The 19,849-nt window shown below is 70.0% G+C and carries 14 protein-coding genes, 1 pseudogene and 1 riboswitch; of the genes and pseudogenes, 9 read left to right on the top strand and 6 right to left on the bottom strand.

Features of this window, described 5'->3' with window-relative positions; all coding sequences use genetic code 11:
- Positions 1 to 1,194, bottom strand: a 1,194-nt coding sequence (locus B2284_RS05430; RefSeq protein ID WP_349676088.1) for an MFS transporter, incomplete at its 3' end; no start/stop codon positions are given.
- A gap of 44 nt (positions 1,195 to 1,238) precedes the next feature.
- Positions 1,239 to 1,344: riboswitch (TPP riboswitch) on the bottom strand.
- Between the two features lie 112 nt (positions 1,345 to 1,456).
- On the opposite strand from B2284_RS05430, the gene B2284_RS05425 reads away from it, so the two are divergent.
- The 3 genes from B2284_RS05425 (at position 1,457) to B2284_RS05415 (ending at position 5,072) form a co-directional block, all read left to right on the top strand.
- Positions 1,457 to 1,834, top strand: a complete 378-nt coding sequence (locus tag B2284_RS05425; protein WP_074039193.1) for a hypothetical protein — start codon at positions 1,457 to 1,459, stop codon at positions 1,832 to 1,834.
- 165 nt (positions 1,835 to 1,999) lie between these two features.
- Positions 2,000 to 4,036, top strand: coding sequence for a 1-deoxy-D-xylulose-5-phosphate synthase (dxs, locus tag B2284_RS05420; protein ID WP_136788305.1), 2,037 nt, complete (start codon positions 2,000 to 2,002; stop codon positions 4,034 to 4,036).
- A 16-nt stretch (positions 4,037 to 4,052) separates the two neighbouring features.
- Positions 4,053 to 5,072 (top strand): aminoglycoside phosphotransferase family protein, encoded by a 1,020-nt coding sequence (locus B2284_RS05415; protein ID WP_286697276.1) that lies wholly within the window; start codon positions 4,053 to 4,055, stop codon positions 5,070 to 5,072.
- A 20-nt stretch (positions 5,073 to 5,092) separates the two neighbouring features.
- On the opposite strand, the gene B2284_RS05410 is transcribed toward B2284_RS05415, so the two are convergent.
- Together B2284_RS05410 and B2284_RS05405 are read right to left on the bottom strand one after the other, a co-directional pair.
- Positions 5,093 to 5,485 carry a VOC family protein gene (locus tag B2284_RS05410; protein WP_136788303.1) on the bottom strand — a complete coding sequence of 131 codons (393 nt, stop codon included), beginning with the start codon at positions 5,483 to 5,485 and terminating at the stop codon, positions 5,093 to 5,095.
- A 231-nt stretch (positions 5,486 to 5,716) separates the two neighbouring features.
- Complete coding sequence (locus B2284_RS05405) at positions 5,717 to 6,502, bottom strand: glycerophosphodiester phosphodiesterase family protein (RefSeq protein WP_136788302.1); 786 nt, start codon at positions 6,500 to 6,502, stop codon at positions 5,717 to 5,719.
- Positions 6,503 to 6,778: 276 nt separating this feature from the next.
- On the opposite strand from B2284_RS05405, the gene B2284_RS05400 reads away from it, so the two are divergent.
- A complete protein-coding gene (locus B2284_RS05400) occupies positions 6,779 to 8,707 on the top strand; it encodes a BCCT family transporter (protein WP_006945296.1) in 1,929 nt (642 codons plus the stop codon).
- Positions 8,708 to 8,783: 76 nt separating this feature from the next.
- On the opposite strand, the gene B2284_RS05395 is transcribed toward B2284_RS05400, so the two are convergent.
- Positions 8,784 to 9,566: an IclR family transcriptional regulator gene (locus tag B2284_RS05395; RefSeq protein WP_038567879.1), complete on the bottom strand. Its 783-nt coding sequence runs from the start codon at positions 9,564 to 9,566 to the stop codon at positions 8,784 to 8,786.
- A gap of 153 nt (positions 9,567 to 9,719) precedes the next feature.
- Here B2284_RS05395 and hutH point away from each other — a divergent pair, with 153 nt between their 5' ends.
- The 5 genes from hutH (at position 9,720) to hutI (ending at position 16,966) form a co-directional block, all read left to right on the top strand.
- Positions 9,720 to 11,282, top strand: a complete 1,563-nt coding sequence (hutH, locus tag B2284_RS05390; RefSeq protein WP_062255909.1) for a histidine ammonia-lyase — start codon at positions 9,720 to 9,722, stop codon at positions 11,280 to 11,282.
- A 103-nt stretch (positions 11,283 to 11,385) separates the two neighbouring features.
- Positions 11,386 to 13,041, top strand: a complete 1,656-nt coding sequence (gene hutU, locus B2284_RS05385) for a urocanate hydratase (RefSeq protein WP_062255839.1) — start codon at positions 11,386 to 11,388, stop codon at positions 13,039 to 13,041.
- 99 nt (positions 13,042 to 13,140) lie between these two features.
- Complete coding sequence (locus tag B2284_RS05380; protein WP_006945237.1) at positions 13,141 to 14,382, top strand: allantoate amidohydrolase; 1,242 nt, start codon at positions 13,141 to 13,143, stop codon at positions 14,380 to 14,382.
- Complete coding sequence (locus tag B2284_RS05375; RefSeq protein ID WP_006945302.1) at positions 14,379 to 15,794, top strand: formimidoylglutamate deiminase; 1,416 nt, start codon at positions 14,379 to 14,381, stop codon at positions 15,792 to 15,794. Before B2284_RS05380 ends, B2284_RS05375 begins: the two co-directional genes overlap by 4 nt.
- Positions 15,791 to 16,966, top strand: coding sequence for an imidazolonepropionase (gene hutI / locus B2284_RS05370; RefSeq protein WP_006945297.1), 1,176 nt, complete (start codon positions 15,791 to 15,793; stop codon positions 16,964 to 16,966). Before B2284_RS05375 ends, hutI begins: the two co-directional genes overlap by 4 nt.
- 90 nt (positions 16,967 to 17,056) lie before the next feature.
- Here hutI and B2284_RS05365 read toward each other — a convergent pair.
- Both B2284_RS05365 and B2284_RS05360 read right to left on the bottom strand, forming a co-directional pair.
- Positions 17,057 to 18,403: pseudogene (locus B2284_RS05365) on the bottom strand (UDP-N-acetylglucosamine 1-carboxyvinyltransferase); the annotation flags it as partial.
- A 306-nt stretch (positions 18,404 to 18,709) separates the two neighbouring features.
- Positions 18,710 to 19,849: 3-hydroxyacyl-CoA dehydrogenase family protein (locus B2284_RS05360; protein WP_286697275.1), on the bottom strand; the 1,140-nt coding region annotated here is incomplete at its 5' end.

The following is a 19,849-nucleotide window of genomic DNA, read 5'->3' as shown; positions in this document are numbered from 1 at the left end:
CACGAGCGGGACGGCGGCCGAACGGCCGAGCCACTGTGTCACGGTGGGCAGCCAGAACGGGTACAGGCCGGGCAGCACGATCGACGCCGAATAGACGCTGCCGTAACCACGCGAACGTCGCGACTCGGGGAAGTGTTCGGCGAGGTAGGCGCCGACCGGGCCGTAGGCGGAGACGGTGACGATCTGGACGGCCGCGACGGCGATCGTCGTGGCGACGATGCTGCCCGATGACGCGGCATGCATTGCCACGAGATAGGCGGCGGGGGCGGCGATGCAGGCCAGTGCTCCGAACGCCATGAAGAAGCGTGAACGGCCCACACGCGTCGAGACGGCACCCGCCGCGGCCATCGTCGGCGCACTGACGGCCGTCGCGACGAGCATGACGAGCCCGACGTCATGGGGGGAGAAGTGCGGGCGCAGCGAACTCGTCAGCACCGAGACCCCCATCATCGTGAACAACCACAGCCCCGTCATGAGGGTGAACAATGCGGCCACGACACGGCCCGTCACGCGCTCTTCCTCGTCGTCGGTCGCGTCGTGCGCGGCGGGATCGCGCTTGTCGGATTCGTGGGGAGAGTGGCTGTGACCTGCCGGCCCGGCGTGCGCTGACCTCGCGGTGAGGGCCAGGATCAACGGCAGGAGTGCGCCGACGACGAACAGCAGGCGCCACCCCCACGTGGTGTACGCGCCGCCGAGTGAGGCTGTCAGCATCATCGTGGCGGCAGCGATGGTGGCGTTCGCGAGGGGTGACATCGCCATGACGAGGCCGCTCAGGTGGCCGCGTCGTTGCGGCTCTGTGAGCGCGAGGGCGCGGGGGATGGCCGCGGAGTACTGCCCGCCGAGGAAGAATCCGGCGGCGAAGCGCAACGCCAGGAGAGCGGCCACGGCCCACGTCGAGGTGTGCAGCGGGAGCGTCACCATGAGGCCGGTGCACACGCTCAGGCCGAGCAGTGCGCCGCGTGACACGCGGGCTCGTCCGCGACGATCGGCCAGGGTGCCGAGGATGAACGCGCCGAGGGGGCGGCCCAGGAGTGTCGCGGCGAAGACGAGGCCGTCGGGAATCGTCGAACTCGTCGACAGCACCCCACCGAGCGCAATGACGGGCAGGAAGATGTCGAACTGGTCGACGAAATTTCCGACGAGGGCGCTGCGGCGGGCCTCGCGCCGTTCTGGGGTGGCGGCGGCCGGCGTCAGGCGCGGCGCATCGTCGTGGGCAGGGGAAGGGGCAGGCGTCAGGGTAGCCAGGATCGAACACTCCCTACGGCGGCATGAACCGCATCAGGTTGGACGGTCGGCATGGCGATGCCCTCTCAGCCCGCGCCTCGGGCTCCCGTGTGACGGGCTCAGCATGCCACAGAGCACCCGGCTTCGGGGGCGTGTCTCGCGCCGGTCTGCGGGTCTCGTGGGGCGGCCATAGAATAGAACACGTGTTCGAACAATGGGGTACGCTGGGGTCATGTCGGACGAGGTGAACACCGGCCCTCCGGGCTGGCCGAGAGGTGTGCCGCCGCCGGGTGCACCGGGGTGGCAGGAGGCGGCGACGCAGTGGCTGCTCGATCAGTGCCCCTCGGATTTTCGGGCCTACGACGCATGGCGCCGTCACCCGGTGGCGCTCGCTTGGGTGGCGACGTGGCATGTCGACGCTCAACTCGGCGCGATGCGCGAGTCATATCGCCGCATCCGCGTCGACCTCGCTGACGAGCTGCCACCGCGCGCGGTGCCGCAGGTGATGGAGCACCTGTCCGCGGAGGGGCTGCGGTTGCGTGCCACGGCGCGCGCCGTCCGTCTCGTGCACGAGGCGATGCGCGGCAAGACGTTTGTCCCTCGGCTGTGACGCACCGGCGTGCGGGTATGTGGGCGCGCGGCTTCCTGGCGCGCGATCCCGGCGGGGCTGCTGCCTCCCACGGCGGGTGGCGGGAGGGCGCCCCCGCCCGCATGGCGGCTGCGCGCCCGACGACCTAGACTCAGGAGACTGCACTTTCGAAAGGCTGAGTGAGACGTGACGCTGCTGGAAACCATCTCGGGTCCGGACGATCTCAAGCGAATCCCCGCCGAGGAGCTCGACGCGCTCGCCGCCGAGATCCGTCAGTTCCTCGTCGAATCCGTCTCCAAGACGGGTGGGCATCTGGGCCCCAACCTGGGTGTCGTCGAATTGAGCATCGCGATGCACCGTGTCTTCGACTCGCCGAAGGACACGTTCGTCTTCGACACCGGCCACCAGAGCTACGTCCACAAACTGCTCACCGGCCGCCATGACTTCAGCAAGCTCAAGAAATCCGGCGGCCTGTCGGGTTACCCGAGCCGCGAGGAGTCCGAGCACGACGTCGTCGAGAACTCGCACGCCTCGACGTCGCTGAGCTGGGCCGAGGGCATCGCCAAGGCGCGCCGCCTCAAGGGTGAGAGCGACCGTCACACCGTCGCCGTCATCGGTGACGGCGCCCTGACCGGCGGCATGGCGTGGGAGGCACTCAACAACATCTCCACCGACGCCGACCTGCCGCTCGTCATCGTCCTCAACGACAACGAGCGCTCCTATGCCCCGACGATCGGCGGGATGGCGCATCACCTCGCGACGATGCGCACGATGCACACCTACGACCAGGTGCTCGACTGGGGCAAGAACCGCCTGCAGGCGACGCCGAAGGTCGGGACGAAGATGTACGAGGCGCTGCACGGCGTGAAGCGTGGTCTCAAGGACATCGTCTACCCCGACACGGGCGTCTTCGAGAGCCTCGGCATCAAGTACCTCGGCCCGATCGACGGGCATGACGAGGCGGCTGTCGAGGCCGCGCTGCGCCGCGCTCGCGACTACGGCCGGCCGACCCTCGTGCACGTCATCACGCAGAAGGGCCGCGGCTACGAGCCCGCGTTCTCCGACGAGGCCGACCAGTGGCACGGCATCGGCAAGTTCAACCCCGAGACGGGCCTGCCGTTCGAGGTGAGTGGCCGCATCTGGACCGACGAGTTCAGCGACGAGATGGTCGCCCTCGGCGCCGAGCGCGACGACATCGTCGCCATCACGGCTGCCATGCTCATCCCCGTCGGGCTCGACGGGTTCGCGAAGAAGTACCCCGAGCGCGTGTTCGACGTCGGCATCGCCGAGCAGCACGCCGTCACGATGGCGTCCGGGTTGTCGTACGGCGGCCTGCACCCCGTCGTCGCCGTCTACGCGACGTTCCTCAACCGCGCGTTCGACCAGCTGCTCATGGACACCGCACTGCACCGTCAGGGCGTGACGTTCGTGCTCGACCGTGCCGGCGTCACCGGCTCCGACGGCGCCTCGCACAACGGCATGTGGGACATGTCGATCTGCTCGATCGTGCCCGGCCTGCACCTCGCCGCCCCGCGCGACGGCGCACAGGTGCGCGAACTGCTGCGCGAGGCCGTCGACATCGACGACGCGCCGAGCGTCATCCGCTTCCCCAAGGGCGACGTCGCCGACCCGCTCGTCGCCGAGCGACGTCTCGGTCGCCTCGACGTCATGCGTGAACCCGACGGCGGCGACGGCGTGGACGTGCTGGTCGTCGGTGTCGGGTCGATGGTCTCGACGGCACTCGGCGTCGCCGATCTGCTCACCGAACAGGGCCGTCGCGTCGAGGTCGTCGACCCGCGCTGGGCCTACCCGGTGGCCGACGAACTCGTCGACCTCGCCCGCGCCGCAGGCCGGGTCGTCGTCATCGAGGACAACCTCGTCGAGGCGGGCGTCGGCAGCGCCGTCGCGCGACGCCTGCGTGAAGCCGGTGTGCGCACGCCGCTCGACACGTTCGGCATTCCCAAGGAGTTCCTCGTCCACGCCTCGCGCGGCGAGGTGCTCGCGACCGTGGGGCTGACGGCCGCCGACATCGTCGACGCTCTCGGGCGCGACGACGCAGGACTCACGCGCGCCGATGCGTACGACGGTGGTGCACACGCGCCTGACGGCGGTGCAAGCACCCGCGACGGTGACGCAGGCACGCCGGCCGCGGGACGTGATGCCGGTGCGACGGGTGATCTCGGGGACGCCATGCCGGTCGCCGCTCACGCCGACATCGACTGAGCGGCCGAACGACGTGGTGAAGTCACCCGAGCTTCCTGTTCTCCCCGGCTCTGATCAGGTCGCGCCCGCGAGCGCGATCTGGAGCAGTGAGACGTGGCGCTGGGAGGCCGTGCGCTGGATGGACGCGGCCCTCGCGCGGCGCGGTCTCGAACGTGTGCCGACGACGCCGTTGCAGCCGCGGGTGCGTCCCTGGTCGATGGTGCTCGTCGCCGAGACGACCGATCAAGGGCGCGTGTGGTTCAAGGCGACGAGCCCGGAGATGAGCCCCGAGGCCGCCGTCCTGCGCGCGTTGCGTTCCGTCGCGCCCGACGCGGTTCCGGTCGTGTGGGCCGACGACCCCGAGCGCGGCTGGCTGCTCATGCCCGATCAGGGCCCGGTGCTGCGTGACGTCCAGCGGGACGACGACGCCGTCAGCCTCATGTCGTCCGTGGTGCGACGCTACGCGCGACTGCAACGCTCGTCGACGCGGGTCGTCGATCAACTGCGCGACGCGGGCGTGCCCGACATGTCGCCGCGCGAATCTGCTCGCCGGTGGCAACGCCTGGGGCTCAAACCCGACACGACACGTGAGGTGCGCCGCGCCGCGCAGCGGCTCGACGCCGTCGGGTTGCCGCTCACCATTCAGCACGACGACCTGCACGCCGGCAACGTCTTTGCCGACGGCACCTCGGCGGGCGCTCACGACGCGCGCATCTTCGACTGGGGCGACGCGAGCGTCGGCAACCCGCTGTGCTCGCTGCTCGTCCCGCTCGAGCGCATCGGCGAGGGCCTCGACGACGACGCCGCCCGCGCAGCCCGTGAGCGCATCCTGCGCGCCTACCTCAGCGTGTGGAGCGACGTCGTCGCGAGCACTGCGCTGAGCGCAGCCGTCGACGACGCCCTGCTCATCGCCCGGGTCGGGCGCGTCTTCACGTGGCAGCGCGCCCTGACGCGCGCGAGCGCCGACGAGCGGCACGCGTGGGGTGTGCACGGACGCCGGTTGATCGCCGAGATCAACCGTTCCCTCGGGCATGCGCCCGAGCCGTCGCACGACTGACGCATCGCGCTCGCGAGCCGTCAGGGCTCGGGCGTCAGCACCTCGACGCGGTTGCCGAACGCGTCGCGGCAGTGGAAGCGTTCGTAGCCGTCGAGGGTGTGGCGCTCGGCCCAGTTCACGTCCCAACCGGCGCCCTCGATGCGCGCGGCAAGGGCCTCCAGGGCAGCTGTCGATTCGACGACGAGGGCGGGGTGGGCCTTCTTGGCGGGGACGAACGGTTCGTCGATCCCGAGGTGGATCTCGGCCGCGACGGCGCCGTCGGCAGCGAACGCGCGGAACCACGCGCCGCCGCGCTGTGCGAGCACGCCGGGTTTGGCGACCTCGTCGAGGCCGAGGGCATCGCGGTAGAAACGTCGGGCGTCGTCCTCGCGACCCTCGGGCATCGAGACCTGGACATGATGCAACGTGAGCATGAGGCGCCTTCCGGTGAAAGTATCTTGACGTAAAGATACTTTCGCCGGATACCCGCCGTGTCAACGATTCTCGACGGTCGCGGCTCAGCGATCGCGCCTCGCCACTTCGGCGCGCTCCCAACCACGTGCGTCCAGCACACCGCACCTGGCCTCTGCACGATCACGCCATCAAAGACGAGGTCCGCGCTGCAGGCTGCCGAAACCAGGCGATCGCCCATCGAGCCGCTCTGCTCAGACCCATTCACCCCGTTCGACGAGGATGTCCTTGAGCACGTCGGCGCGGTCGGTGATGAGGCCGTCGACGCCGAGGTCGAGCAGACGCTCCATGTCGGCGCGTTCGTTGACCGTCCACACGTGGACGTCGAGCCCGGCGCCGTGCAGGGCGCGCAGGAGTCTCGGCGTCAGCACGCGCAGGCGGCCCTGACGTTCGGGGATCTGCACGGCGTCGATGCCGTGCGCGAGGCGCGCGACGAGGGGCGAACCGACGACCGGCAGGTGCGCCGCGAGCCACAGCGCGATGGTGCGCGACTGCCCTGGCGATGAACGGACCGGTCGCGTCAGGCCGGCGAGGACGGCTCGGCGCCGCGCGTCGGAGAAGGAGGCGATGCGGACGCGATCGTGCGCGCCGCACCGTTCGATGCACTCGATGAGCGGTGTGACCGCGCCGGCCGATTTCACGTCGATGTTGACGCACACCTGCGGCAGTTGCGTCAGCAATTCCGCGAGTCGCGGGATCGGCTCGTGCCCGGCGATGCGCGCCCGTGCGACCACCTCCCATGGCAGGTGCGCGATCGCGCCGGCCCCGTCGCTCGTGCGGTCGAGGGTCGTGTCGTGGAAGGCGACGAGCACCCCGTCGACGGTGGCGTGCACGTCGGTCTCGACCCACCGGTAGCCGAGCTCGGCGGCCGCGCGGAACGCCGCCATCGAGTTCTCCAGCGCATGCGAGGTGCCACCGGAGAAACCGCGGTGGGCCAGGGCGACGGGCCCCGACGCGAGATGCGAGGTTGCCTTGGTCATGAGCAGCGGTCCTCACGTGCGACGGGAGACGAAACGGGTTCCCGCATCGTGCCACAGTCGGGCGTCCGGGGCGCTCATTCGGCATCGCGGGCATCAGCAGTGTTCGGTCGACAGGCGGCATCGTCCAGCACGCACGGTCGCGGCAGACCACCGCGGACCGAACTCGATCGCGAGCAGATCCGACCGGGTACCGGCCAGTAACAACTTGAGATGTGGCCTGCGATCCGGAAGAGTCGTGACTTCCGACCGCACGATGGACACCAGGGAGGACATCGCATGCAAGACGAAGAACCGAAGGCCGACGGCCCGCCGGGCGCCACCCCGGCAACGGCGATCACCGACGACAGCGCTGCGCCGGAGACGGAGGCCGCAACCCCGCAGACACCCGAGGAAGCGGCGCGCCACGAGGGCGAGTCGTCGGACCCGCTGCCCTCCGATCTGTCTGACGCCGCGCAGATCGCCGAGGACGACGACGACGAGGTCATCGCAGAGAAGTTGCGACGCCAGGGCGTGCGCCTCGGCAAGGGCGGAGTTGCGCCACGCGTCTTCTGGCCGGCACTCATCGTCATCCTCGCGGTGGCCGTGCTCGGCGTCGCCTTCCCCGACGGCACCGGTGAGGTGCTGACGAACATGCAGTCGTGGATCGTCACGAACTTCGGCTGGTACTACATGCTCGTCATCGGCGGGTTCATCGCCTTCGCCGCCTTCATGGGTCTCAGCCGCTACGGCTCGATCAAGCTCGGCAACGACGACGAGAAGCCCGAGTTCGGGGTCTTCTCCTGGTTCGCGATGCTGTTCGCCGCGGGCATGGGCATCGGCCTGGTCTTCTACGGCGTCGGTGAGCCACTCACCTACGCGACGACGATGCCGAAGCCCGGCTGGCCCGAAGGCGAGGCCGAGCGTTCACAGCTCGCGATGGCGCAGACCTTCGTCCACTGGGGTCTGCACCCGTGGGCGATCTACGCCGTCATCGGGCTGGCCCTCGCGTACGCGATCCACCGTCGCGGCCGCCCCATCTCGATCCGGTGGGCTCTCGAGCCGATCCTGGGCGAGCGCGTCAAGGGTTGGATGGGCGACCTCGTCGACATCCTGGCCATCTTCGGCACCGTGTTCGGTGTCGCGACGTCGCTGGGTCTCGGCGTGCAGCAGATCGCCTCCGGTCTGAAGTCCATCGGCATCCTCGACAGCACGGACAACACGATCCTCGTCATCCTCATCGTGTGCATCACGTTCCTGTCGACGCTGTCGTGTGTCTCCGGCCTCGGCAAGGGGATCAAGTGGCTGTCGAACATCAACCTCAGCCTCGCCGGTCTGCTGCTCATCTCGGTGCTGCTGCTCGGCCCGACGCTGTTCCTGTTCCAGAACCTCACCGAGGCGCTCGGCGTCTACCTCGCCAACGTGCTCGGCATGACCTTCGACGTCGGTGCCTACACGGGGGAGAAGGGCGCTGACTGGAACTCTGCGTGGACGATCTTCTACTGGGGCTGGTGGATCAGCTGGGCGCCGTTCGTCGGCGTCTTCATCGCCCGCATCTCCCGCGGGCGCACGATCCGCGAGTTCATCGCCGGCACGCTTCTCGTGCCCACGCTCGTCGGGTTCGTCTGGTTCGCCGTCATGGGCGGCGCCGGCATCCACCGTCAGCTCTTCGGTGACGGCGGTCTCGTCGACAAGACCGACGGTGTCGTCGCGGAGAAGGTGCTGTTCACGGTGCTGCAGGACATGCCGCTCGGGCAGGTGCTGTCCGTCATCGCGATCCTGCTCGTCGCCGTCTTCTTCATCACCTCCTCCGACTCGGGTTCACTCGTCGTCGACATGCTCGCCTCCGGTGGTCACCCCAACCCGCCGACGTGGTCGCGTGTGCTGTGGGCCCTCATGGAAGGTGCCATCGCCATCGGCCTGCTCCTCGCCGGCGGGCTCAAGGCGCTGCAGGCGGCGTCTCTCGCGACGGCATTGCCGTTCAGCGTCGTGCTCGTGCTCATGTGCGTCGCGACGTTCAAGGCGGTGCGCTACGACTACCGCCGTCGTGAGGAGAAGGAGTTCCTCGGTCGCGTCGAGTACGTGCGTCAGGAGTTGCAGTCGAACTTCGACGAGCACTTCGGCCGCCAGGTCGACCACCGCGTCGACAACCGCATCGACTACCGCATCAGTCGCACGACGGGCCCGTGGGGCGGCGGCAAGCACGCCAAGGACGACGGGCGCTCCTGAGCAGCGCGCCGTTCGCCCGAGGCCCCCGTGGAGTTCACCTCCACGGGGGCCTCGCGCCGTTCAGCCCCGCAATCATTCACCCGTTCAATCGGCGAGTGAGGGCCTGCGCGCTCGCTCGACACGCCGCGACGAACCGATCGTGTCGCTCGGCCGGATCCTCACCGTGGCGCGCGAGACGCCCCTCGTCCCACGTCACCGCGAGGCTCGCGGCCGGTAGCTCGTTGTGGTCGAGCACCGCGCACCCCACGGACGCGAAGCCCTCCGTCACCGAGCCGTTCTCCCAGGCATGGCCGCGTTGGCGCACCTGCGTGAGTTGTGAGCGCAGCTCCTTGAGCGTCCCCGGCGCATTGCCGCTCTCACGGCGTCGGACGAGGTCGTCGCTGCGCGGAAACAGCGCACGCACCTGCGCAGCGGGCAGGGCCGCGAGAATCGCAAGGCCACTCGCCGTCACGGTCGCGGGCAGCCGCACGCCGACGTCGGTGACGAGTGGCGGCACCCCGAGCGGTCGCTCCTCGAGCACGTACACGACGTCGCGCCCGTGCAGGACGGCGAGGTGCGCGCAGGCCCCCGTCCGCTCCGCGAGGTCGGTGACGATGCTCTGCGCCGCGCGCTGCAGCGGCGCCTGACGCCGGTAGGCCGAGCCAAGCTCGTGCGCGGCTGGCCCCAACCCCCAGCGTCGTGTCCCCTCGTCGTGCGTGACGAACCCTGCGGCGCGCAGCACGCCGAGCAACTTGTAGACGGACGAGCGGGGCAGGTCGAGCTCACGGGCGAGAGCCGCCGCCGGTGCGGGCGAGGGGCGCGCGGCGATGCGCTGCAAGAGCGCGAGGACGTGCTCGGCGGCGGGGACGGACGACGACATGCGCCCAGTGTCTCGTATCCGAGACAAAAAGCGCGTCCTGGGTCACGCACGAGTGTGGTCACGGGCGAAGGTGGTGTCATGACGAACGCCTCGATGCCTCAGCACCACCACGACCCCGCCGCGACGCCCGGCGCCGGCGTCACGCCCCCTGACATGAGCGCTGCCTGCGAGGTCGAGGTCGGCATCGGCGCCCTCAGCATCGACGACGTCGTCGCCGTCGCCCGCCATGACGCGCGCATCGTGCTCAGCGAGGCGAGTCGCGCGGAGGTCGCGAAGAGCCGCGCGATCATCGACGCCCTCGCCAACGACCCGGTGCCGCACTACGGCATCTCGACCGGTTTCGGTGCGCTCGCGACGCAGCACATCCCGCTCGAGAAGCGTCAGCAGCTGCAGCGCAGCCTCGTCGCCTCGCACGCCGCGGGCAGCGGTGAACCGGTCGAGTGCGAGGTCGTGCGCGCGCTCATGCTCCTGCGCATCTCGACGCTCGCGACCGGGCGCACCGGCATCCGTCCCGAGACGCTCGACGCGTATGTCGCGATGCTCAACGCCGGCATCACCCCGGTCGTGCGCGAGTACGGCTCGCTCGGTTGCTCCGGCGACCTCGCGCCGCTCGCGCACTGCGCGCTCGCGCTCATGGGCGAGGGCGAGGTCGTCGACGCCGCCGGCCACCTGACGAACGCCGAGAACGCGCTGCGCGCCGCCGGCATCGAGCCCGTCCAGCTGCAGGAGAAGGAGGGCCTGGCGCTCATCAACGGCACCGACGGCATGCTTGGCATGCTGTGCCTCGCCATCGCCGATCTACGCATGCTCTTGACGAGCGCCGACGTCGCCGCCGGCCTCAGCGTCGAGGGCCTGCTCGGCTCGGACGCCGTCTTCGCCGACGACCTGCAGCAGCTGCGCCCACACCCCGGCCAGGCGCTCTCGGCGGCGAACCTGCGCAAGGTGCTCGCGGGCAGCGGCATCCGCGAATCCCACCGTGAACCGGGCGCCTGCACCCGCGTGCAGGACGCCTACTCGCTGCGCTGCTCGCCGCAGGTCATCGGCGCGGCCCGCGACACCCTCGAGCACGCGACGACCGTCGCGAACCGTGAGCTCGCGGCCGCCGTCGACAACCCCGTCGTGACGCTCGACGGCCGCGTCGAGTCGAACGGCAACTTCCACGGAGCACCCGTCGCGTACGTCCTCGACTTCCTCGCCATCGTCATCGCCGACGTCGCGTCGATGAGTGAGCGCCGCACCGACCGCTTCCTCGACGTCGCCCGCAACCACGGCCTGCCGCCGTTCCTCGCCGACGACCCGGGCACCGACTCGGGCCTCATGATCGCGCAGTACACGGCCGCGGGCATCGTCAGCGAACTCAAGCGGCTCGCGAGCCCCGCGAGCGTCGACTCGATCCCGAGCAGCGCGATGCAGGAGGATCACGTCTCGATGGGCTGGGCCGGCGCCCGCAAGCTGCGTCGGGCCGTCGACGGTCTCGCCCGCGTCCTCGCCATCGAGACGCTGACGGCGACGCGCGGCATCCAGCTGCGCGCACCGCTGACGCCCGGGCCGGTCGCGGCCGCCGTCATCGCCGCGCTGACGGACGAGGCTGGCCAGACCGCCGGCATGCCGGGGCGCGATCGCTACCTCTCGCCGGAGATCGAACGCGCCGTCGCACTCGTCAAGAGTGGCGCCGTCCGTGACGCCGCCGCCCGAGCCGCGGGCTCGCTCGACTGACACGTCCGGGACGGTTTTTTTCGCGCACACCAGCGGATGATCGTCCCTCCACCCTCCGCATCGACCCACCCGCAGTTCCGCCGAACCAGACCGAGGAGCACCCATGGAAGGCGCCCGCCCCGTCCGCGCACCCCGCGGCACCCAGTTGAACGCTCGCAGCTGGGCCACCGAGGCCCCCTTGCGCATGCTCATGAACAACCTCGACCCGGAGGTCGCCGAGCGCCCCGACGACCTCGTCGTCTACGGCGGCACCGGCCGCGCCGCACGTGACTGGCGCAGCTTCGACGCGATGGTGCGCACACTCGAGACGTTGAAGGCCGACGAGACGATGCTCGTGCAATCGGGCCGGCCCGTCGGCGTCATGCAGACGCACGAGTGGGCGCCGCGCGTGCTCATCGCGAACTCGAACCTCGTCGGCGACTGGGCGACGTGGCCCGAGTTCCGCCGCCTCGAGCAGATGGGTCTCACGATGTACGGCCAGATGACGGCCGGGTCGTGGATCTACATCGGCACCCAGGGCATCCTGCAGGGCACGTACGAGTGTTTCGCGGCGATCGCCGAGCGCACGTTCGGTGGCACCCTCGCGGGCACGCTGACGCTCACCGGCGGCTGCGGTGGCATGGGCGGCGCCCAGCCCCTCGCCGTCACGCTGAACGGTGGCACGTGCCTCATCGTCGACGTCGACCCGGCGCGTCTGCACCGCCGCGTCGAGCACGGCTATCTCGACGAGATCGCCGACGATCTGGACGACGCCATCGACCGCGCCGTCGCTGCGAAGAACGCGAAGAAGGCCGTGTCGATCGGCGTCGTCGGCAACGCCGCCGAGGTCTTCCCGGAGCTGTTGCGCCGCGACGTGCCCATCGACATCGTCACCGACCAGACGAGCGCGCACGACCCGCTGAGCTACCTGCCGATCGGCATCGACGTCGCCGACTGGTTCGAGTACGCCGCGAAGAAGCCCGAGGAGTTCACCGAGCGAGCGCAGGAGTCGATGGCGCGTCACGTCGAGGCGATGGTCGGTTTCCAGGACAAGGGCGTCGAGGTGTTCGACTACGGCAACTCGATCCGCGACGAGGCACGCCAGGGCGGTTACGACCGCGCGTTCGAGTTCGAGGGCTTCGTGCCGAAGTACATCCGCCCGCTGTTCTGCGAGGGCAAGGGCCCGTTCCGCTGGGTGGCGCTCTCGGGCGACCCGAAGGACATCTACGCGACGGACGAGGCGGTGCTCGACCTGTTCCCGGACAACGAGCGCCTGCACCGCTGGATCAAGGGCGCCCGCGAGAAGGTGCACTTCGAGGGCCTGCCGGCGCGCATCTGCTGGCTTGGCTACGGCGAACGCGACAAGGCCGGCCTGCGCTTCAACGACATGGTTGCGAACGGCGAGGTGAGCGCCCCCATCGTCATCGGGCGCGACCACCTCGACTGCGGCTCTGTCGCCTCGCCCTACCGCGAGACGGAGGCCATGCAGGATGGCTCCGACGCCATCGCCGACTGGCCGCTGCTCAACGCCCTCGTCAACACGGCGAGCGGCGCGAGCTGGGTCTCGCTGCACCACGGCGGCGGTGTCGGCATCGGACGCTCGATGCACGCGGGGCAGGTCTCCGTCGCGGACGGCACGCCGCTGGCCGCGCAGAAGCTCGCGCGCGTGTTGACGAACGACCCCGGCATGGGTGTCATCCGCCACGTCGACGCAGGCTACGACATCGCCGAGAACGTCGCCGCCGAGCGCGGCGTCCGCATCCCGATGAGCGAGGGCTGAGCGGGACGGCGTCGGACGCGGGGGCGTGGCGTGCTCGGCATGCCCCGCCCCGCTTCCGGCCGGACATGTCCGATGACGACGAGGACCCGGAGGGTTTCGATGACCGAGCGCACGTTCGAGGGCCTGTGGGCCGACCTCGCCCCGGTGGGGCGCGACAAGCACAGTGGCGGATACCGCCGATTCGCCTGGAGCCGTGAGGATTCCATGCTCCGCGAATGGTTCGACGGCGAGTGTGAAGCGCTCGGTCTCGACGTCGTCGAGGACCGCGCAGGCAACCAGTGGGCGTGGTGGGGCGAGCCGGATCGGACGCCTGGCGTCGCCACCGGATCGCACCTCGACTCGGTGCCCGACGGCGGGGCGTTCGACGGACCCCTGGGCGTCGTCTCGTCGTTGCTCGCGGTGCGCCGACTCAAGGAGTCGGGGTTCGCGCCCGCGCGCCCGATCGGTGTCGTCAACTTCGTCGACGAGGAGGGCGCGCGCTTCGGCGTCGCCTGCGCGGGCTCGCGCCTCATCACCGGAGCGGTGACGGCCGAGCGCGCCCTCGGCCTACGCGACACCGACGGTGTCACGATGGCACAGGCGTGGGAGCGCGCTGGGCGTGAGCCGTCGGATCTCGGGCGGGACGACGCGGCCCTCGCGCGCCTCGCGTGCTTCGTCGAGGTGCACGTCGAACAGGGGCGGGCCCTCGTCGACCTGCCCCGTGACGCAGCGGGCGATCCGTTCGGCGCCGCCGTCGCGGTCGGCACCGACATCTGGCCGCACGGACGGTTTCGCGCCGACCTGCCCGGGCACGCCGACCACGCCGGGACGACGGCGCTCGGCGACCGCGACGACGCGCTGGTCAAGGCCGCCCGGTTCATCGAGCAGGTGCGGGCGGCGGCCACCTCGCGTGACGACGGTGCCGCGCGCCGCGTCGTCGCGACCGTCGGCAAGCTCGACGTCACGCCCGGCGGCATCAACGCCATCGCCTCCCACGTGACGGCGTGGGTCGACGCCCGCGGCGTCCGCGAGGACGACGTGCGCGCAGCGATCGACGAGATCGCAGGTCGCGCAGCGGAACTCGGTGGCGAATGGCGGGAGGAGTCATGGACGCCGACGACCCCGTTCGACGCCGACCTCGTCGCGCGCGTGCACCGCACACTCGGTGAAGGTGTGCCGATGCTCGGCACCGGTGCCGGCCACGACGCTGGCATCCTCGCCAACCACGGCATCCCCAGCGTCATGTTGTTCGTGCGCAACCCGACGGGCACGTCGCACTCGCCCGAGGAGTTCGCGCAGACCGACGACTGCCTGCGCGGCGTCGACGCACTCGTCCGCGTGCTCGAGGATCTCGCCTCATGACCATCTACCACGTGCCGTTCGCGCACCTTCGCGACGGCCTCGCGCGCGACGTCCGACTCGTCGAGGAGGACGGGCGATGGGTCGAGGTGACGGCGAATGCGTCACCGAGAGATGGGCTGTCGGGTGGATCGAGTGGCGGGACGCCGAGTGGCGTGTCCTCTGACGACGCATCCTCGGACGACGTGATCAGGCTCGACGGGGTCGCACTGCCCGGTTTCGCGAACTGCCACAGCCATGCGTTCCACCGCGCATTGCGCGGGCGCACGCATGACGACGGTGGCACGTTCTGGACGTGGCGTGAACGTATGTACCGCGTTGCGGCGCAGCTCGATCCGTCGACATACCTCGCACTGGCGCGCGCCGTGTACGCCGAGATGGCGCTGGCCGGCGTCACGGCGGTGGGGGAGTTCCACTACGTCCACCACCGCCCCGACGGCACGCCCTACGACGACCCGAACGCCATGGGTTCTGCGCTGCGTCAAGCGGCCCGCGAGGCCGGCATCCGGTTCACGCTGCTCGACACGTGTTACCTCCACGGAGGCCTCGACACCGATGGCCACGCCGCGATGAGCGCTGAGCAGCGGCGCTTCAGCGACGGCTCCGTCGACGCCTGGGCGCGGCGTCACGCGCAGTTGCGCGAGGACGCACTCAGTGACGAGAACACCGTGGTCGGCGCGGCCATTCACTCGGTGCGCGCTGTCGCTCGCGACGAACTGGCGGACGTCGTCGCCGCGACGCCGGGGGAGATCCTCCACGCCCATGTCTCCGAACAGCCTGCGGAGAACGCCGCCGCACTGGCCCACTACCAGCGCACGCCCGTGGGTCTGCTCCACGAAGCCGGCGCACTGAGCGAGCGCTTCTCCGCCGTCCATGCGACGCATCTGAGCGACGACGACGTCTCGACGCTCGCCCGCGCGGGTGCGACGGCCTGCTTCTGCCCGACGACCGAACGCGACCTCGCCGACGGCATCGGGCCGGCCGTTGCACTGCACGACGCGGGCGCGCGGCTGAGCCTCGGCAGCGACCAGCACGCCGTCATCGACATGTTCGAAGAAGCCCGCGGCCTCGAGATGCACGAGCGGCTGACGAGTAACGAGCGCGGTCGCCTGAGCCCGCGCGACCTTCTCGCGGCGGCGACGCGGCACGCGAGCATCGGCTGGGCGGACGCCGGTGAGATCGTCATCGGAGCGCGCGCCGACCTCGTCGTCGTAGAGGCCGAATCTCTGCGCACCGCAGGCTGTTCGCCTGACCAGATCCTGCTCGCCGCGATTGCGCAGGACGTCACGGACGTCATCGTCGACGGACGCGTCGTCGTGCGCGGCGGGCGCCACCGCCTCGAAGAGACGCCCGCGCCCGGCGGCATCGGGCGGCTCCTGCACGACGCCATCGACCCCTTCTGGAGGCAGACATGACGACGACGCTCGTCACCGGCATCGCCGAACTCGTGACGAACGACCCGCAGCACGCCCGCGCTGGCGCGAGCGAGGACGAGCGCCTGCTCGGCCTCCTCACCGACGCGGCGATCGTCGTCGAAGACGACCGCATCGCCTGGGTCGGCGAGGCGCGCCGAGCGCCGGACGCCGACCGCCGCGTCGACGTCAACGGCGCCGCACTGATGCCCGGCTTCGTCGACAGCCACGCACACCTCGTCTTCGACGGCGACCGCTCGGCCGAGTTCGCCGCCCGTATGGCGGGCGAGCGCTACGACGGGGGCGGGATCGCCACCACGGTGGCCGCCACCCGCGACGCTGACGACGACCGCCTCACCGCGCTCGTCGCGCGGCGCATCGCCGAGATGCGCGCGCAGGGCACGACGTGCGTCGAGGTGAAGTCGGGCTACGGGCTGACGGTCGAGGACGAGGCGCGAGCGCTGCGCATCGCCCGCGAGTTCACGCCGGAGACGACCTATCTCGGTGCCCACGTCGTGCCGAGCGGCAGCGATCGTGCCGCCTACGTCGACCTCGTCTGCGGCGAGATGCTCGAGGCGTGCCGCCCGTACGCTCGCTGGGCCGACGTGTTCTGCGAGCCGGGCAGTGCGCACGCCTTCGACGGCGACGAGAGCGCGACGATCCTGAGCGCCTGCCGAGACGCGGGGCTCGAACTGCGTGTGCACGGCGGCCAGCTCGGGGAGGGACCGGGCGTCCAACTCGCCGTCGAGCTCGGTGCGGCGAGCGTCGACCACTGCACCTATCTGTCGGCGAGTGACGTTGCGGCACTGGCCGATTCGTCGACCGTCGCGACGCTTCTGCCCGGCGTCGAGTTCTCGACCCGCTCGCCCTACCCGGATGCGCGGCGCCTCATCGACGCGGGCGTCAGCGTCGCCATCGCGACCGACTGCAACCCGGGCACGTGCTACTCCGATTCGATGCCGTTCATGATCGCCCTCGCCGTGCGCGAGATGGGCATGAGCGCCGCCGAAGCCGTGTGGGCTGCGACGGCCGGCGGCGCGCAGGCGCTGCGGCGCAACGACGTGGGCGTCATCCGCCCCGGTGCGCGCGCTGACCTCGCCGTTCTCGACGCGCCAAGCCACCGTCACCTCTGCTACCGACCGGGCGTGCCGATCGCGCGGACGCTGGAGGTCTGAGGAACGACGGGCCCCAGGCACGACGAAGCCCGCCCGGTACGCGACCGGGCGGGCTTCGTCGTGGCATGCCGCGCAGGCAGCCGTCGAGCATCAGTCCTGGAAGCTCGTGATGTCGGCGCCGAGGGCGTTGAGACGCTCGTCGAGCTCCTCGTAGCCACGGTTGATGACGTAGATGTTGCGCAGCGTCGAGGTGCCGGGGCAGGCGAGCATGCCGAGCAGGATGACGACGCCGGGGCGCAGCGCGGGCGGGCACATGACCTCGGCGGCGCGCCACTTGGCGGGGCCTTCGATCATGACCCGGTGCGGGTCCATGAGGTGCACCGTCGCACCGATCTTCGTCAGCTCGTTGAGGTAGATCGCGCGGTTCTCGTACACCCAGTCGTGGATGAGCGTCTTGCCCTCGGCGCACGCAGCGATGACGGCGAAGAACGGCAGGTTGTCGATGTTGAGGCCGGGGAAGGGCAGCGGGTGGATCTTGTCCGTCGGCGCCTTGAGCGGGCCCGGCTTCGTCGTGATGTCGACGAGGCGCGTGAAGCCGTTGTCCGAGGTGTACTCGTCGCTCATCTCGTACTGGAAGCCCATCTCCTCGAGGATGGCCAGTTCGATCTCCATGAACTCGATCGGCACGCGCTTGATCATGATCTCGGACTTCGTGACGATGGCGGCTGCGATGAGGCTCATCGCCTCGATCGGGTCCTCGCTCGGGAAGTACTCGACGTCCTCGTTGATCTCGGCGACGCCGGTGATCTTGAGCGTCGTCGTGCCGATGCCCTCGATCGTCACGCCGAGCTTCTCGAGGAAGAAGCACAGATCCTGGACCATGTAGTTGCTCGAGGCGTTGCGGATGATCGTCGTGCCCTCGTAGCGGGCTGCGGCGAACAGGGCGTTCTCGGTGACGGTGTCGCCGCGCTCGATGAGGACGATCGGCTTCGTCGGGCGGATCGAGTTGTTGACCTCGACGTTGTAGTACCCGTCCTTCGCGACGACCTCCATGCCGAACGCGCGCAGCGCGTGCAGGTGCGGCTCGACGGTGCGCGCACCGAGGTCGCACCCGCCGGCGTTGGGCAGCTCGAACGAGTCGAACTCGTGCATGAGCGGGCCGAGGAACATGAGGATCGTGCGGGTGCGGCGCGCCGCGACCTCGTCGATCGTCGACAGGTCGATCTTGGCGGGCGGCGTGATCTCGAGGTCGCTCGTGCCCGGCAGCCAGCGCGTCTGCACGCCGATGGAGTCGAGCACCTCGGTGATGCGGTTGACCTCTTCGATGCGCGCGAGGTTGCGCAGCGTCGTGCGCCCCTTGTTCAGCATCGCGGCGCACAGGCAGGCGACGGCGGCGTTCTTGCTCGTGCGCACGTCGATAGACCCGGACAGCTGCTTGCCGCCGATGATCCGAAGGTTCAGGGGCGCGTTGCTGGACACAGTGACAATCTCCGAATCAGTTGGTGCAGATGAACCCATCACGCCGAGGTGTGACGAGCGGCGACGCGACCCGGGGGCACGTCACGCGTCGGCGGGAAGAACACTGCGGTTCACCCCGTCATTCCCACGCGCACCGGTGCGAGCCGGCCGACCGGGCCGTGTGGCCGGTCGCCGTTCGCCGATGCGCAGCGATTCAACGATGGTATGCCACCGCCGCGAGCGCCCCGAATCGTCGCGGTCGGCGTGTCGAGACGCGGGCGCGGGGCGCACCCCGTCAAGAGGTACGCCCCGCGTGGGCGGCTCACGCCGACGTCAGGACCGCGATCAGCGGGCGACGCTCGCGGCGCCCTTCGGCAGGAAGCGCTGACCGGTGACCTTCTCGGCGATGCCGGTGCGGTCGAGCAGCGGCGTCACGCCACCGTTCCAGAACGGGAAGCCGGCGCCGGTGATCATCGCGAGGTCGATGTCCATCGGGGCCGCGACGACCTCCTCGTCGAGCATGCGACGGGTCTCGTCGGCCAGGGCCGACAGGGCCTGCTCGCGCACCTGCTCCTCGGTGAGCACCTTCGCGTCCGCCGGCTTGCTGAACTTCTCGAAGATCGAGTCGTCGAGCTTGCCGTCGGCGCCGTAGAAGCTCGGGATCTTCTCTTCGACGACCTTCGCGAGGTTCGGCGAGACGTAGAAGCGCTCCGGGAAGGCGCCGTGCAGCGTCTCCGAGTTGTGCAGCGCGATGGCGGGGCCGACGAGCGAGATGAGCATGAACGGCGGCATCGGGGTGACACCGGCGAACGCCTTCTCGACGACCTCGACGGGCGTGCCCTCGTCGACGATCTTGCCCGCCTCGCCCATGAACCGGCCGAGGAGGCGGTTCACGACGAACGAGGGGGAGTTCTTCACGAGGATGCACGTCTTCTTCAGCGACTTGCCGGTGGCGAACGCCGTGGCGAGCGTCGCGTCGTCCGTCTTCTCGCCGCGGATGATCTCCAGCAGCGGCATGACGGCGACGGGGTTGAAGAAGTGGAACCCGACGACCCGCTCGGGGTGCTTCAGGTCCGCTGCCATCTCGGTGATCGACAGCGACGAGGTGTTCGTCGCGAGGACGCACTCGGGCGTGACGATCTGCTCGACCTCGGCCCAGACGCTCTTCTTGACACCCATCTCCTCGAAGACGGCCTCGATGACGAAGTCGGCGTCCGCGAATCCGTCCTTGCTCGTCGAACCCGTGATGAGGCCCTTGAGACGGTTGGCCTTGTCCTGCGAGACGCGGCCCTTGGCGAGCAACTTGTCGATCTCGTCGTGGACGTAGCCGACACCCTTGTCGACGCGTGCCTGGTCGAGGTCCGTCATGATGACGGGCACGTCGAGGCGGCGGATGAACAGCAGCGCCATCTGGCTGGCCATGAGACCGGCGCCGACGACGCCGACCTTCGTCACCTTGCGCGCGAGCGCCTTGTCCGGCGCACC

Origin of the sequence: Dermacoccus sp. UBA1591 (assembly GCF_002322065.1) — a bacterium.
Classification (GTDB): domain Bacteria; phylum Actinomycetota; class Actinomycetes; order Actinomycetales; family Dermatophilaceae; genus Dermacoccus; species Dermacoccus nishinomiyaensis.
Note: the sequence above shows the minus strand (reverse complement) of the source record. Positions and strands in the feature narration are given on the sequence as shown.